This window comes from Aquibaculum arenosum, from assembly GCF_029222965.1.
In the GTDB taxonomy this organism is placed as follows: domain Bacteria; phylum Pseudomonadota; class Alphaproteobacteria; order Kiloniellales; family DSM-21159; genus Aquibaculum; species Aquibaculum arenosum.
Window position 1 is genome coordinate 193,542 of the sequence record NZ_JARHUD010000004.1, and the last position, 13,029, is coordinate 206,570.

Here is a 13,029-nt window from a genome sequence, read left to right on the forward strand (position 1 = left end):
CGCCCTTCGTCACCAAGCGCGGTGACGAGACGGGTTCGTGATCAGGAGTTTCAGGCGTGAGCGACACCACCCTCGACAGGGCCACAGAGACGCAAGAGCAGTTGCGTGATTTCGTCGCACTACTCAAGCCGCGCGTCATGTCCCTGGTGGTCTTCTCGGGCCTGGCCGGCCTGCTGGTCGCACCGGGCAGCCTGCATCCCTTCTTGGCCGCCGTCGCGGTGCTCTGCATTGCGGTGGCTGCCGGCGGAGCCGGCGCCATCAACATGTGGTACGACCGCGACATCGATGCCGTCATGTCTCGCACGCGGGCCCGGCCCATCGTGCAGGGTCGCGTCGCGCCCGAAGAAGCGCTGGCCTTTGGGGTGGTGCTGTCGCTCTTCTCCGTCATGGTGATGGGTTTGGCGCTGAACTGGGTCGCTGCGGGCCTGCTCGCGCTGGCGAACCTCTTTTACGTTTTTGTCTATACCGTGTGGCTGAAGCGACGCACGCCGCAGAACATCGTCATCGGTGGTGCCGCTGGGGCTTTCCCGCCCATGATTGGCTGGGCCGCGGTGACCGGCAGTGTGTCGATCGAGTCGCTGCTGCTCTTCGCGTTGATCTTCTTCTGGACGCCGCCGCACTTCTGGGCGCTGGCGCTCTATCGCAGCGGCGACTATGCCCGCGCGGGCGTGCCGATGCTGCCCGTTGTGGCCGGGGAGGGCGCCACCAAGCGGCAGATCCTGCTCTACAGCCTGGTGCTGCTGCCCCTGGCGCCGGCGCCGGCGCTGCTGGGCACCGCTGGGATCGTGTACGGTGCCACCGCGCTTGTTCTGGGTCTGCTTTTCCTGGCCGGTGCGCTGGCCGTGCTGCGCGCGCCGAGCGGAGCGGATACCGATCGGGCAGCGAAGCGGCTCTTCGCCTTCTCGATCCTCTACCTTTTCCTCCTCTTTGCTCTGCTTATCGTTGATCGCGGCGAAGGTCTGATCGGGGGACTTGGTCTTGCCTGAGCTCAAGGATCCCAATGATCGCCGCCGCAGACCGGGCAGTTCCGATGTGCATCATGCCAAGCGCCGCAAGAATCTTGCTCTGCTGTTCGCCTTGCTCGCTTTCATCGTGCTGGTCTTCTTCGTCACCATGATCCGTATGGGAGGGTGAAGCAGATGTCTGAGTCCGACCGTCGCTCCTCACAGACCGATCGGCGCAATGGCCGTCTCGTGCTGGTGCTTTGCAGCATTGTGGTGGGCATGGTGGGCCTGACTTTCGCCGCCGTGCCGCTCTACGATCTCTTCTGTCGCGTGACAGGCTATGGCGGCACCACGCAGGTGGCCGAGCGCGCGCCCGATGCGGCCAGTGCCGAAACCATCCGGGTGCGCTTCAACGCGGACGTGAACCGGCGCCTGCCCTGGTCATTCAAGCCCGAGCAGCGAGAGATGGTGGTGCGGATCGGTGAGCCGAACCTGACCGTCTATCATGCCGAGAACCAAGCCTCGCGGCCGACCGTAGGGACCGCGATCTATAACGTGACGCCTTTTAAGGCAGGGCCCTATTTCCACAAGGTGCAATGCTTCTGTTTTGACGAGCAGAAGTTGGAAGCTGGTGAATCCGTCGAGATGGGGGTCAGTTTTTATATCGATCCGGCGATTCTGGAGGATCCCGAGTTCGAAGATATGCACACGATCACGCTGTCTTACACCTTCTTCCGCGACCTGGATGACTGGGACGCGGAGCAGGAAGAACAGCAAATGAGCGAAATGGCGCCGGAAGAGTCCGGCTACAGGCAAGAGCAGACAGCGGCCCGTTAAGCCGCGCCTGGGGGAAGAGAAAGATGAGCGACGCACACGCGAAACCAGACCATCCTTACCATCTAGTCAATCCTAGCCCTTGGCCGTTGATTGGGGCTTTATCGGGCGGCTTCCTCGCCGTCGGCATGGTCGTCTTCATGCATGCCCCCACCAACTGGATGCTGTTTGCCGGCATCTTCCTGGTGCTCATGACGATGTTCGGCTGGTGGCGACAGGTGGTCCGCGAGGCCACCCACGAAGGACATCATACCTCGGTGGTCCAGATTGGCCTGCGCTACGGCATGCTGCTTTTCATCGCCTCGGAGGTGATGTTCTTCGTAGCCTTCTTCTGGGCCTACTTTAATGTCGCGCTCTTTCCGAACGATCCGATTCACGCCGAGCGCACAGCGGCCATCGGCGGCGTCTGGCCCCCGGAAGGTGTTATCACCTTCGATCCCTTCGACTTGCCGTTCCTCAATACCCTGATCCTGCTGCTCTCCGGCTGCACCGTGACCTGGGCGCATCACGCATTGCGCCAAGGCGATCGCCAGGGTCTCCTCCAGGGGCTGGGGCTGACGGTTCTGCTGGGGGCGCTCTTCACCAGCCTGCAGGCGTACGAGTACTCTCATGCGGCTTTCGGTTTCCGTGAGGGCATCTATTCGACAACCTTCTACATGTTGACCGGCTTCCACGGCTTCCACGTTCTGGTGGGTACCATTTTCCTGGCGATCTGTTGGCTTCGTGCCTATGCCGGCCACTTCAAGCCGGACCACCATTTCGGGTTCGAGGCAGCGGCCTGGTACTGGCACTTCGTCGACGTCGTCTGGCTGTTCCTCTTCGTCGCCATCTACTGGTGGGGTGCCGGAGCGATCGCCGCCCACTGATCCCGCCGTGCAGTGCACTCTCCGCTGTTCTGCCTTTGGGCGACGCGGCGGAGAGCTCTGTTTGAAGCTTGCAACAGCGCGCCTTATCCCTGGGCGCGCTGTTCCCGTTCCGGGCTGCGACATGCCGTCCCTTGCAAGAAGTGCGGGTGATCCTGCAAGGTGATTTTCGACTATGACATCTTCACATCATCATGCCCGCGTGTCGCCTCTGGCCGCGGGACTTGGCTGCCGTTGCCCGCGCTGCGGGCAGGGACGGCTTTTCGATGGCTTCCTGACTGTGCAGGATCGCTGCGAACGCTGTGGGCTGGATCTGAAAAGCGCCGACAGCGGCGACGGACCGGCCGTTTTCCTCATCTTCATTCTGGGCTTTCTGGTCGTGCCGGCGGCGCTGCTGTTCGAATCTTGGGTCGAGCCACCCCTTTGGGTGCATGCGGTGCTCTGGGGCGTGGTCATCTTGGGGGGCGCCATTGCCATGCTGCGGCCCTTCAAGGCGACGATGATCGCCCTGCAGTATCGCCACAAAGCCAGCGACAGCGGCAGCACCCGCTACGAGCCCTGAGCCGGTAACCGTGATGTCCTTTCGTCCGCGTTTCTGGCCCACAGTGATCATGCTGCCAGCCCTGGCGATCCTGTTGGCTCTGGGCTCCTGGCAACTGGATCGGCGGGAATGGAAGCACGACCTGATCGCGGACCTGGCAGTCCAACAGGCCGAACCACCGGTGCCTCTGCCGGAGCGGATCGATCCGGACGCGCTGGAGTTCCGCCGCCTCGCACTCACTGGCACACTGCTGCACGAGCGCGAACTCTACTGGGCGTCACGGACCCTGGATGGCGTGAATGGCTATCACGTGGTCACGCCGCTGCGCCTGGAGGATGGCCGTGAGATTCTTCTGGATCGGGGCTGGCTGTCGGCAGCGGATCTCGATCCCGCCGGACGTCGTGCAAGCCAGCCGGACGGCCCGCTAGAAGTGGTGGCGACAGCACGCCGCGGCGGTTGGGGCGGTCCGGCCTGGGCCACTTGGCTGCGCCCGGTGAACGACCCGGCCGGCAATCGTTGGCTCTGGCCGGACCTGGAGGCGATGGCGGGCGCCACCGGCCTGTTGCAGCCCGTCACCGAGATTTACGCCGTGGTCGAGCCCGGCCAGCTGCCGCCGCCGCCCCAAGCCCGTCCCCCGGAGCCGGAACTGCGCGACAATCACCTGCAGTATGCGCTGTTCTGGTTCACCATGGCCGCGGCTCTGCTGGTCATTTATGTTCTGTTTCATCGCCGACCGCGCGGTGGGCGCACTCCTGAATGAGCTTCATCACCTCCAGGGGCTTGGCCTTGATCAGGTTGAGCTCGATGTCGTAGCGCTCCCCATCGGTGCGCAGGATGCGAATGCCGCGGCTGAGCAGCCGGCGCTTGATGGTGGCCTCCTGCACATCCTCCCAGGCGATGCCATCAGGCCCTTTGCGCCGATCAACGAGTCCGTCCTCGGCGATGATCAGCACCGGACCCTTGATGCGCAGTTCCGCGCCCACCATCCACATGGCCAGGCCGGGGATGACGATCAGGATGAAGATGCCCCCCAGTTCGCCCTCCAGGCCATTTTGGGCGATCCGAGCGAAGCCCAGCATCATCAGCACCGCCAGCATGATCATGAAGGACCAGCTTTTGGTCCGGTCGAAGGAAAAGGTGGCAACGGGCTTGTCGAGGCGGGGTTTCATTGCGGCTCCGGGATGACCATGCTGTGGACCGCGATTGCAGTTTGATCGCGGCGCAAAAGCGAGGATGAACTCAAGACCATGTCCGCCTATCAGCTTCTACAGCAACGCTTCAAGCGAATTGGGACACTCGCTGGTGCACAATCGATGCTGCACTGGGACATGGCCACCATGATGCCGTCGGGCGGCAGTGGCGCCCGCGCGGAGCAGCTGGCAACGCTGGAGGTGCTTCAGCACGAGTTGCTGACCGCGCCCGAGACCGGCGACTTGCTGGAGCAGGCGCAGCAGGAGCCGCTGGACCATTGGCAGGCGGCCAACCTGCGCGAGATGCTGCGCAGCCATCGCAGCGCCACCGCCGTTCCACCGGAGTTGGTGGAAGCCCTGACCAAAGCTTGCCGCCGCTGCGAGATGCTTTGGCGCGAGGCCCGGAAGAACGACGACTTTGCCGCCGTCCGCCCCGCCCTGGCCGAGGTGATTGCCCGCGTGCGTGAGAGTGCGGCGGCGCGTGGCGCGGCTCTGGGCCTGACGCCCTATGACGCCCTGCTCGAACAGTATCAGCCGGGCCTGCGGGCTGCGCGCGTGGAGAGCCTCTTCGCCCCGCTGCGTACGGCACTGCCCGAACTGATCGAGGGTGCCCTGGCTGCACAGGCCGCGCGTCCCACGCCCCTGGTGCCGCAAGGGCCTTTCCCGCAAGCCGCCCAGGAAGCGCTGGCGCGCAATTTGATGGAGCGGCTGGGCTTCCCCTTCGATCAGGGGCGACTCGACACCTCCTTGCATCCCTTTTCCGGTGGCACTCCCGACGACCTGCGTATCACCACGCGATGGGACGAGGCGGACTACAGCTCCGCGATCATGGGGGTGCTGCACGAGACGGGGCACGCGCTCTACGAGGCCGGACTGCCCCGGGACTGGCGGCTGCAGCCCGTGGGCGAAGCGCGGGGCATGGCGGTGCACGAAAGCCAATCGCTGCTGGTCGAGATGCAGGCCTGCCGCAGCCGCGCCTTCCTGGCTTACCTGGCGCCCCTGCTGGCGCAGCATTTCGGCGCTGACCCCGCCTGGAAGCCTGAGAACCTCTATCGTCTGGCGACCCGGGTGGAGCGCGGCTTCATTCGCGTGGATGCCGATGAGGTAACCTATCCGGCGCATGTGCTGCTGCGCTACGAACTCGAGCCGGCGTTGCTGTCGGGCGATCTGCCGCTTGCTGATCTGCCCGGCGCGTGGCGGGAGCAGGCCAGGGCGCTGGTGGGTGCCGTGCCGCCGGGCGATGGCTTTGGCTGCCTGCAGGATATCCATTGGTACGACGGGGCTTTCGGCTACTTCCCCACCTATACCCTGGGCGCCATGACCGCGGCCCAGCTGTACCGGGCTGCCGTGGAAAGCGATGCGGCGATCCCGGATGCCCTGGAGCAGGGTGACTTCACGCCGCTGCTTGCCTGGATGCGACGCGAGATTCATGCCAGGGCATCGCTGCTGGAGTGGGAGGAGTTGGTGGAGACCGCAACCGGCCGTCCACTCGATCCGGAAATCTACCTGGACCACCTGCGCCAGCGTTACCTGGGATAACCAAGCCCTACACGTTCAGCAGCAGATACTCCCGCTCCCAGGAAGAGATCACCTTGTTGTAGAGGCGCCACTCCAGGGTTTTCACCTCGATGAAGGCATCGACGAAGCGCTGGCCCAGCACCCGGCCCAGCGGCGCGCAGCCCTTCAGCAGTTCCAGGGCCTGGTGGTGGTGCAGCGGCAGGGTGAAGGGCAGGGTGTGGGCGTCGATGGTCACCATCGGCTCCGGCTGCAACTCCTCCTCCAGGCCGAGCAGGCCGCAGGCCAGGGTGCCGGCGATGGCCAGATAGGGGTTGGCGTCGGCGCCCACCACCCGATTCTCGACGCGGCGCGCCTCGGGCGGTGAATCGGGTACCCGCAGCCCACAGGTGCGGTTGTCCCGGCCCCAGTGCACGTTGATCGGCGCATCGGACTCGAGCCGGATGCGCCGGAAGGAATTGACGTTGGGACAGAAGAGCGGCATCGCGGCCGGCACGTAGCGCTGCAGCCCGGAGATGTAGTGCAGTAGGGCCGGCGCATCGCTGCCGTCCTGCGCGGTGAAGATGTTGCTCCCCGTGGCTGTTTCCAGCACTGACTGATGCACATGCATGGCCGAGCCCGGCTCGTTCTCGTGTGGCTGGGCCATGAAGGTGGCGAACATCTTGTGGCGGAGAGCGGCCTGGCGGACCGTGCGCTTGAAGAGAAAAACCTGGTCGGCGAGCGCCAGCGCGTCGCCATGCTTGAAGTTCATCTCCAGCTGCACCGGCCCGGATTCGTGGGCCATGGTGCCGATCTCGATCTGCTGGACATCGCAGTAGTCGTAGATGTCCTCCACCACGGGGTCGAACTCGTTGGCGGCCTCGATGCCGTAGGCCTGACGGCCGGACTCGCGGCGCCCGGAAATGCCGGGCGGAGAGATGAGCGGCAGGTCCGGGTCGTTGTTCTTTTCGACCAGGTAGAATTCCAACTCAGGGGCGACCACCGGCGTCAGCCCGCGCTCGGCGTAGCACTCCAGCACGTGGCGCAGCACCGAGCGCGGTGCATAGTCGACCCGCCGGCCATCGGTGGTCCAGGCGTCGCAGATCACTTGGGCTGTCGGCTCCTCATACCAGGGCACGAGACGCAGGGTTGCAACGTCGGGCACGGCGCGAATGTCGGAATCAATCTCGGCGGCCACCAGGGTATCGTCCACCGTGTGGCCGGTCACCGACTGCACCAGGATCGATTCCGGCACCCGCAGGCCCTGGCTGTCCAGTGCCCGGATGAAGTCTTCACGCGGGACGATCTTGCCGCGCATCATGCCGTTGGCGTCGGGCAGGAGGCATTCCACCTCGTCCACCTTGCGTGAGCGCAGCCAGTCGATGGTCTGCGCCAGTGCCGCTTCGCTCAAATGAAAGCCGTCGCTCATGCTTCGTCACCGCTGCCGGAGGAGAGCCTCAGCATGGCACAGGGAAAGGGGCGGGGGAACGGCCGATGACGCCGGTGCCGCTGGCTTTTGCGGGCGGGTCAGTCCGTGCTTTGCGCTGCAGTGAAGATCAGCAGTACCACCGCGCCCTCCCGGCTACCGGCCGTGTGCGAGGCGCCGGGCGCGCGCACCACATAGCCGCCGGCGGAAATCTCCTGATCCTGGTCGTGGAAGCTGCCCTCCAGCACCAGGATCTGCTCCAGCTCCCGGTGCGCGTGCCAATCGGCATAGGCGCCGGGGTCGATCTTCATCAACGCGGTCGACAGGCCGCTTTGCCGATCGTCCAGCAGGGGCTTCAGCCAAAAGCCGGGCGCGTCGGTGGCCTGCCAGGTTGCCTCAGCCGGGTCGTGGTAGCGGCTGCCGCTGGCGGGCGGGGAGAGGTCCAGAACCGCGCTGCCCTCCGCTGGTGCCTGAAAAGGATCGGCCATGCTTGGCTCCTTGTTTGTCCGTGCTCGCTAGAAAATGCCGGCTTCCAGGCCAGCGGCCATCAGAAGACCCAGTTCGCGGCACTGCTCGACGAAGTCCTCCTGGAAGGACCCGCGACAGACCAGCGGCTCCTGCACCGCGCGCCAGCGCAGGCCCGTGGTGATGCTCTCGACGGCGCGGCAGGTGCCGGTGCCGTCGTGCCCGGCCCGCACGCAAAGAGCGTAGGGCAGGCCATCGGTCTTCTCCAAGCAGGGATAGTAGCTGCGGTCGAAGAAATCCTTCAGCGCCCCGCTCATGTAGCCGAGGTTCTCCGTGGTGAAGAGCAGCACTGCGTCCGACGCCAGGACCTCCTCGGGTCCAGCCTCGAAGGGCGTGCGCACCGTAAGCGTCACTCCTTCGATCTCCGGCTGCGTCGCGCCCTCGACCAGCGCATCGCGCAGCCGCTTGGTGTTGTCGGAGGGGATGTGCCCGACGATCAGGAGGCTTTTGCCGCTCATGGCTGCCACAGTAACAGACCGGCCGCCCTGGGCTCCAGCAGCCGGTGCTTTTCCCTCGGCGTCCTGGCAGCTAGAAGAAGAGCAGACAGCGTCCGAAACAGAAAAGGTGGGAGGAGTTTCCGATGGAGATTACCGCGAAGATTGCGTTGGTGACCGGTGCCGGCACCGGTGTCGGGCGGGCAGCCTGCTTGGCGCTTGCGCGTGAGAACTACACGGTGGTGTTGACCGGCCGCCGGCCCGAGCCGCTTGAAGAAGTGGAGGCGGAGATCGCCGCGGCCGACCCCGAAGCCCGCACCCTGGTGGTGCCAGCCGACGTGAGCGATCCGGTGGCGGTCGAGGATCTCTTTGAGCGGATCGAAAAGGAGTTCGGCCGCCTCGACCTGCTGTTCAACAACGCGGGCACCGGCGCGCCGGCCGTGCCGATGGAAGAACTGCCGGTCGAGGAGTGGATGAAGGTGGTGGACGCCAACCTCACCGGCGCCTTCCTCTGCAGCCGCCAGGCCTTCCGCCTGATGAAGCAGCAAAAGCCGCGCGGCGGGCGAATCATCAACAACGGCTCGATCTCGGCCCATACGCCGCGCCCGCACTCGGCGCCCTATACCGCGACCAAACACGCCATCACCGGCCTGACCAAGTCTTGCGCCCTGGACGGCCGCGACTTCGACATCGCCGTGGGCCAGGTCGACATCGGCAATGCCGCCACGCCGATGACCGAGCGCATGACCGAAGGCGTGCTGCAGCCCGACGGCAGCAAGAAGCCGGAGGCGCGCATGGATCCGGAGCACGTGGCTAATGCCGTGGTCTACATGGCCAGCCTGCCACTGGACGCCAACGTGCTGACCATGACCGTGATGGCCACCAAGATGCCCTTCGTCGGCCGTGGCTGATTGATGCGTCCCGGGCCTCGGCACGCACGCCGGGGCCCGGGGCGTGCCGGGTGATGCTTGGGACTTTCCCGTCCGGCTGTTATAGACAGGGACTTTCCCCGTTACCGGATGCAACGATGCGACAGATCCACGCAACGCGGCTCCAGGATCGCCGCCGCTATCACTCCGCTCGCAGCCGCCAGGCCGAGCTGCTGATCCTCTGCGCGCGCATCGGATACAATCCTTAGACAGCCTTCGCCGCCCGCTTTCGGGCGCCGGTGCTCCCATCGGCGCTGATCCCCTCTGCTGCGAAGGACCTTAACCATGACCGATACCCCCGTCCGCAACACCACTGCGCGCTGGCGCGACCTCGACCGCCGCCATCACCTCAGCCCCTTCACCGACTATCGCGACCTGAAGGGGGCGGAGGCCGGCAGCCGCATCATCACCCGCGCCGAGGGCATCCAGCTCTTCGATTCCGAGGGCGAGGCCTTCCTGGACGGCATGGCGGGGCTCTGGTGCGTCAATGTCGGCTATGGCCGCAAGGAGCTGGCAGAAGCGGCCTACCGGCAGATGCTGGAACTGCCCTACTACAACACCTTCTTCAAGACGGCGACGCCGCCGCCGGTCGAGCTGTCCGAGCGCCTGGCCGCCTTGATGCCCGAGAAGCTGAACCGGGTTTTCTATGGCTCCTCGGGCTCGGAATCGAACGACACCGTGGTGCGCCTGGCGCGGCATTTCTGGAAGCTGGAAGGCCAGCCGGAGAAGCAGCACTTCATCAGCCGCACCTACGCCTACCATGGCTCCACCATGGCCTCGGCCTCGCTGGGCGGCATGACTCCGATGCAGGAGGGCTTTGGCCTGCCGCTGCCCGGCTTCCATCACGTGGTGCCGCCCTATTGGTACGATTTCGGCGGCGACCTCTCGCCAGAGGAGTTCGGGCAGAAGGCGGCGCGGGCGATCGAGGAGAAGATCCTCGAGATCGGGCCGGAGAATGTTGCCGCCTTCATCGGCGAACCCATCATGGGGGCGGGCGGAGTGATCGTGCCGCCGCCGGGCTACTGGGAGGAGGTGCAGCGCATCTGCCGCCAGTACGACGTGCTGCTGGTCGCCGACGAGGTGATCTGCGGTTTCGGGCGCACCGGCCACTGGTTTGCCTCCGAGCTCTTTGGCATCGAGCCGGACCTGATGACCATGGCCAAGGGCATCACCTCAGGCTACCTGCCGCTTTCAGCCGTGGGGGTCAGCGATCGCATCGTAGAAGCCCTGCTGCGCGAAGGGGGCGAATTCGCCCACGGCTACACCTATTCCGGCCATCCGGCAGCCTGTGCCGTGGCGCTCGCTAATCTCGACATCATCGAGAAGGAAGGGCTGGTGGAGCGCACACGCAACGAGACCGGCCCGCACTTGCAGCAGGCCCTGCACGCCGCCTTCGACGATCACCCGCTGGTGGGGGAAGTGCGCGGCACCGGCCTCATCGCCGCTGTGGAGTTGGTGAAGGACAAGGCCAGCCGCACCCACTGGGAGAAGCTGGGCCGGGTCGGCGGCATCTGCCGCGATCACTGCTTCGCCAATCGCGTGGTCATCCGTGCAGTGCGCGATGCCATGGTGCTCTCGCCGCCACTGGTCATCACCCCGGCCGAGATCGACGAGATGGTGGTCCGGCTCAAGCACTGCATAGACGCCACGGCACGCGACCTCGGCGTGCTCTGAGGCTTCCAGCGCGCCCCGCTCTGCGGGGCGTTTTGCTGTAGTCTCTCGCGGCTGAACCAGATTGCCATTTTGGTCCAGACCAAAATGCGCTATGCTGCGAGGCATTGAGCCACAAGTCAGGGAAGAACGCCGCAGATGGAAGACCGTAGCCCACAGGTGATTTCGCAGATCATTGCGACCCATTCGGTGGGGGCGACGGTGCAGGTGGTGCTGGATACGCTCTTCGCGCAGATCAAGAACGGCGAGTACCCTCACGAATCGCGCTTACCCTCGGAGCGGGCGCTGGCGGCGGAACTGGGCGTGGCGCGCAACACGGTGCGCGAGGCGCTGGATGTCCTGGAAGAGTGCAACGTCATCAGACGGCGACGAAGCAGCGGAAGCTTCGTGACCTACCGGGCGGAAGCCTCAGTTCCCGAGCCGGCCAGTCATTCCTTCGCGCTCGAGACCAGTCCGCTGGATCATCTGGTGGTGCGGGGCATTCTGGAACCGGAGATGGTGCGGCTTGCGGTCATCAACATGACGCCGCGGGAGATCGGCGATCTGGTGCAGTTGATGACCGAGTTCGAGGCGGTGCGCAGCGACGTGGACGCCTTTGTGGAGTTCGAGGAGCGGCTCTATCGAATGATTGCCGCCGGCACGCGCAATCGCCTGCTGGCCTCCTGTTATGAGTTGGCGATCGAGTCCTGCCGCCTGAGCTTTCGCACCACGCTGCTGCGCCGCTACCTCACCCCCAGGCGGATTCAGGAGTACAAGCAGCGCTACCACAGCCTGTCCAACGCCATCTCCGCGCGCGATGTGGAGCGGGCTGTGGAGCTGATCAAGCTGCACCTGATCGAAGAGCAGAAGCTGCTGCTGCAGGAGCTTTAGAGGACGTCGGCGGGAGTGCGACTCTCCGCCAGCATGCGTTGTTCCCAGAGCTGGCCCAGATCCTGCATCTCCTCTTTGAGGAGTGCGCCGTGGCGTGACAGCCAGGTGGAGATGGACCTGAACTCGGCAATGCGGGCGCGCCCCTGCTGAATCGTCACAACGGGCCAGTCACCGACCAGCGCATTGTCGATGCCGAAGAGTTCGCGGCCCCACCAGCGGGCAGGCCCGAAGGCATGGGTGACGTGCCCGAGCTGCTTCATGGCTGCCAGCACGGAGGCGGAGCTGAGGCTGTTGGCTTTCTCTACCGCGCCATGCCAGATGTCCAGAATGGCCGCATACTCCCAACTCACGGCGCTCCAGGCGCCTGGGAAGCGACGGTTGTACTCCTCGAAGAACGCGCCCGGCTGATGGAAGAAGAAGGTCTTGCCGCGCAGCTTGGGGTCGTCGAACTCCGGGAATTGGAAAATGACGCCCTCCATAAAGGCGGGCGATGTTCGCTCGATCAATCGATCGTAGCGGTCCAGCGTGCAGCTGATGATCTGCCCCTTGAAGCCCTGCGCATGGGCATATTCGGTCATCGCGTGCACCATGGGAGTGTGGCTGGTGCACCAGCACAGGATGTCCGGGTCGGCATCCAGCATGGGCTGTACCACACCCGCCACGTCTCTGCTGTCGGGGGCGTAGCGGATCTCCTTCACGATAGGCAGGCCGGCGGCCCGAAAAGCCGCACGATAGCTGGCCAGAGAAGGCAGGCCCAGGCCGTCCATCTGGCTGCAGAGCGCGACCCTGCCGAGCTCAGGCCGGCTCTTTCGCAGCCACTCGACGCCGGTGACATTGAAGATCGGGTGGAGCTCGCTGGGCGCGATCAGATAGGGGCTCTCGGGTGAAAGGTCGCTCGGCAGCAGGGTGGCGGTGAGAATTTTGCGCCGGTTGAGGTAGTCGCGCAGCGGTGTGAGCGCGTCGCCGCCCAGCATCATCAGCAGTTTGATGCCGTGGCGCTCAACCAGTTCCTGCGCGCCGGCCATCGCCGCCTCGGCGTCTGGGCCGCAGTCGTGATGCTTGATCTCGACGGGATAGCGGCGCCCGCCAATCATCAAGCCGCCATTGCGGTTCAGCCAGTCGACCCAGATCTCGCAGCCGTAAAGCCCCGGCTGGCCCCATGATTCCAGCGAACCACTCAGCGGCGCGAGAAAACCAAGGATGATGGGCTCATTCATCCCCACCGAGAGGCGGGGCAGGGTGCTGGAGACCGCGAGCTGATGGGCGAAGCTGGAGGGAGCCATAGCTCCATCTAGTGCAGATCGCGGT

General features: G+C 65.1%; 15 protein-coding genes. 10 read left to right on the plus strand and 5 right to left on the minus strand.

What is annotated here, in order from left to right; translation table 11 throughout:
* Positions 1–56 precede the first annotated feature (56 nt).
* From P2G67_RS08085 to P2G67_RS08110, 6 genes are all read left to right on the plus strand, one after another.
* Positions 57–986, plus strand: coding sequence for a heme o synthase (locus P2G67_RS08085; RefSeq protein ID WP_275821853.1), 930 nt, complete (start codon positions 57–59; stop codon positions 984–986).
* Entirely contained in the window at positions 979–1,134 is a 156-nt protein-coding gene (locus P2G67_RS08090) for a cytochrome c oxidase system small membrane protein (protein ID WP_275821855.1), read from the plus strand. The genes P2G67_RS08085 and P2G67_RS08090 overlap by 8 nt, the downstream gene beginning before the upstream one ends.
* Before the next feature lie 5 nt (positions 1,135–1,139).
* A complete protein-coding gene (locus P2G67_RS08095) occupies positions 1,140–1,781 on the plus strand; it encodes a cytochrome c oxidase assembly protein (RefSeq protein WP_275821856.1) in 642 nt (213 codons plus the stop codon).
* Between the two features lie 23 nt (positions 1,782–1,804).
* The gene (locus P2G67_RS08100; protein ID WP_275821858.1) at positions 1,805–2,644 is read left to right on the plus strand and encodes a cytochrome c oxidase subunit 3; all 840 of its coding nucleotides are present in this window, start codon (positions 1,805–1,807) and stop codon (positions 2,642–2,644) included.
* A 172-nt stretch (positions 2,645–2,816) separates the two neighbouring features.
* Entirely contained in the window at positions 2,817–3,203 is a 387-nt protein-coding gene (locus P2G67_RS08105; RefSeq protein ID WP_275821860.1) for a DUF983 domain-containing protein, read from the plus strand.
* A 13-nt stretch (positions 3,204–3,216) separates the two neighbouring features.
* Positions 3,217–3,942: an SURF1 family protein gene (locus P2G67_RS08110; protein ID WP_275821862.1), complete on the plus strand. Its 726-nt coding sequence runs from the start codon at positions 3,217–3,219 to the stop codon at positions 3,940–3,942.
* On the opposite strand, the gene P2G67_RS08115 is transcribed toward P2G67_RS08110, so the two are convergent.
* Positions 3,890–4,351, minus strand: a complete 462-nt coding sequence (locus P2G67_RS08115; RefSeq protein ID WP_275821864.1) for a hypothetical protein — start codon at positions 4,349–4,351, stop codon at positions 3,890–3,892. The genes P2G67_RS08110 and P2G67_RS08115 overlap by 53 nt on opposite strands.
* Before the next feature lie 78 nt (positions 4,352–4,429).
* Between P2G67_RS08115 and P2G67_RS08120 the strand changes: the two genes are divergently transcribed.
* Complete coding sequence (locus tag P2G67_RS08120) at positions 4,430–5,911, plus strand: carboxypeptidase M32 (RefSeq protein WP_275821866.1); 1,482 nt, start codon at positions 4,430–4,432, stop codon at positions 5,909–5,911.
* A 7-nt stretch (positions 5,912–5,918) separates the two neighbouring features.
* On the opposite strand, the gene P2G67_RS08125 is transcribed toward P2G67_RS08120, so the two are convergent.
* The 3 genes from P2G67_RS08125 to P2G67_RS08135 form a co-directional block, all read right to left on the minus strand.
* On the minus strand, positions 5,919–7,295 hold the full coding sequence (locus P2G67_RS08125; protein ID WP_275821867.1) for a glutamine synthetase family protein: 1,377 nt from the start codon (positions 7,293–7,295) through the stop codon (positions 5,919–5,921).
* Between the two features lie 98 nt (positions 7,296–7,393).
* Positions 7,394–7,780, minus strand: coding sequence for a cupin domain-containing protein (locus P2G67_RS08130; protein WP_275821869.1), 387 nt, complete (start codon positions 7,778–7,780; stop codon positions 7,394–7,396).
* Positions 7,781–7,807: 27 nt separating this feature from the next.
* Positions 7,808–8,275 carry a flavodoxin family protein gene (locus P2G67_RS08135; RefSeq protein WP_275821871.1) on the minus strand — a complete coding sequence of 156 codons (468 nt, stop codon included), beginning with the start codon at positions 8,273–8,275 and terminating at the stop codon, positions 7,808–7,810.
* A gap of 122 nt (positions 8,276–8,397) precedes the next feature.
* Between P2G67_RS08135 and P2G67_RS08140 the strand changes: the two genes are divergently transcribed.
* From P2G67_RS08140 to P2G67_RS08150, 3 genes are all read left to right on the plus strand, one after another.
* Complete coding sequence (locus P2G67_RS08140) at positions 8,398–9,162, plus strand: SDR family oxidoreductase (RefSeq protein ID WP_275821873.1); 765 nt, start codon at positions 8,398–8,400, stop codon at positions 9,160–9,162.
* A gap of 303 nt (positions 9,163–9,465) precedes the next feature.
* Positions 9,466–10,854: an aspartate aminotransferase family protein gene (locus P2G67_RS08145; protein ID WP_275821875.1), complete on the plus strand. Its 1,389-nt coding sequence runs from the start codon at positions 9,466–9,468 to the stop codon at positions 10,852–10,854.
* 135 nt (positions 10,855–10,989) lie between these two features.
* On the plus strand, positions 10,990–11,721 hold the full coding sequence (locus P2G67_RS08150) for a FadR/GntR family transcriptional regulator (RefSeq protein WP_275821877.1): 732 nt from the start codon (positions 10,990–10,992) through the stop codon (positions 11,719–11,721).
* Here P2G67_RS08150 and P2G67_RS08155 read toward each other — a convergent pair.
* Complete coding sequence (locus P2G67_RS08155; protein WP_275821879.1) at positions 11,718–13,004, minus strand: ABC transporter substrate-binding protein; 1,287 nt, start codon at positions 13,002–13,004, stop codon at positions 11,718–11,720. The two genes, P2G67_RS08150 and P2G67_RS08155, sit on opposite strands and share 4 nt — an antisense overlap.
* Positions 13,005–13,029 lie beyond the last annotated feature (25 nt).

Coding starts and splice junctions, on each gene's coding strand:
- P2G67_RS08095 (WP_275821856.1), top strand. CDS start 1,140: ATGTCTGAGTCCGACCGTCGCTCCTCACAGACCGATCGGCGCAATGGC.
- P2G67_RS08100 (WP_275821858.1), top strand. CDS start 1,805: ATGAGCGACGCACACGCGAAACCAGACCATCCTTACCATCTAGTCAAT.
- P2G67_RS08105 (WP_275821860.1), top strand. CDS start 2,817: ATGACATCTTCACATCATCATGCCCGCGTGTCGCCTCTGGCCGCGGGA.
- P2G67_RS08110 (WP_275821862.1), top strand. CDS start 3,217: ATGTCCTTTCGTCCGCGTTTCTGGCCCACAGTGATCATGCTGCCAGCC.
- P2G67_RS08115 (WP_275821864.1), bottom strand. CDS start 4,351: ATGAAACCCCGCCTCGACAAGCCCGTTGCCACCTTTTCCTTCGACCGG.
- P2G67_RS08120 (WP_275821866.1), top strand. CDS start 4,430: ATGTCCGCCTATCAGCTTCTACAGCAACGCTTCAAGCGAATTGGGACA.
- P2G67_RS08125 (WP_275821867.1), bottom strand. CDS start 7,295: ATGAGCGACGGCTTTCATTTGAGCGAAGCGGCACTGGCGCAGACCATC.
- P2G67_RS08130 (WP_275821869.1), bottom strand. CDS start 7,780: ATGGCCGATCCTTTTCAGGCACCAGCGGAGGGCAGCGCGGTTCTGGAC.
- P2G67_RS08135 (WP_275821871.1), bottom strand. CDS start 8,275: ATGAGCGGCAAAAGCCTCCTGATCGTCGGGCACATCCCCTCCGACAAC.
- P2G67_RS08140 (WP_275821873.1), top strand. CDS start 8,398: ATGGAGATTACCGCGAAGATTGCGTTGGTGACCGGTGCCGGCACCGGT.
- P2G67_RS08145 (WP_275821875.1), top strand. CDS start 9,466: ATGACCGATACCCCCGTCCGCAACACCACTGCGCGCTGGCGCGACCTC.
- P2G67_RS08150 (WP_275821877.1), top strand. CDS start 10,990: ATGGAAGACCGTAGCCCACAGGTGATTTCGCAGATCATTGCGACCCAT.
- P2G67_RS08155 (WP_275821879.1), bottom strand. CDS start 13,004: ATGGCTCCCTCCAGCTTCGCCCATCAGCTCGCGGTCTCCAGCACCCTG.